The sequence below is a fragment of the Micrococcus sp. LASM2_SD2 genome (assembly GCF_057364565.1).
The window spans coordinates 1-239 of record NZ_JBNFOB010000518.1 but is presented as its reverse complement, the minus strand read 5'-3'; the positions used below and the strand labels follow the sequence as shown (position 1 = coordinate 239).

Below are 239 nucleotides of genomic sequence, written 5' to 3'. Positions count from 1 at the left end.
CTTTGTAGAGCCCGTTCACCGTCTCGGCCAGGGCGTTGTCGTAGGAGTCGCCCACGGTGCCCACCGAGGCCCTCACCCCCGCCGTGATGAGCGCATCCGAGTAGGCCAAGCTGACGTACTGACTGCCCCGATCCGAGTGGTGGATCAGGCCTTGGAGACCTCGGCTGGCGCCACTGCTCAACAGGGCGTGCTCCAGGGCGAGCAACGGCAGCCCCGCGGTATGAAGGCTGCCCGAGACC

General features: G+C 67.4%; 1 pseudogene. It reads right to left on the bottom strand.

The window, feature by feature from the left end:
- Positions 1-239: pseudogene (locus AC2W7A_RS13400) on the bottom strand (IS3-like element IS3501 family transposase); the annotation flags it as partial.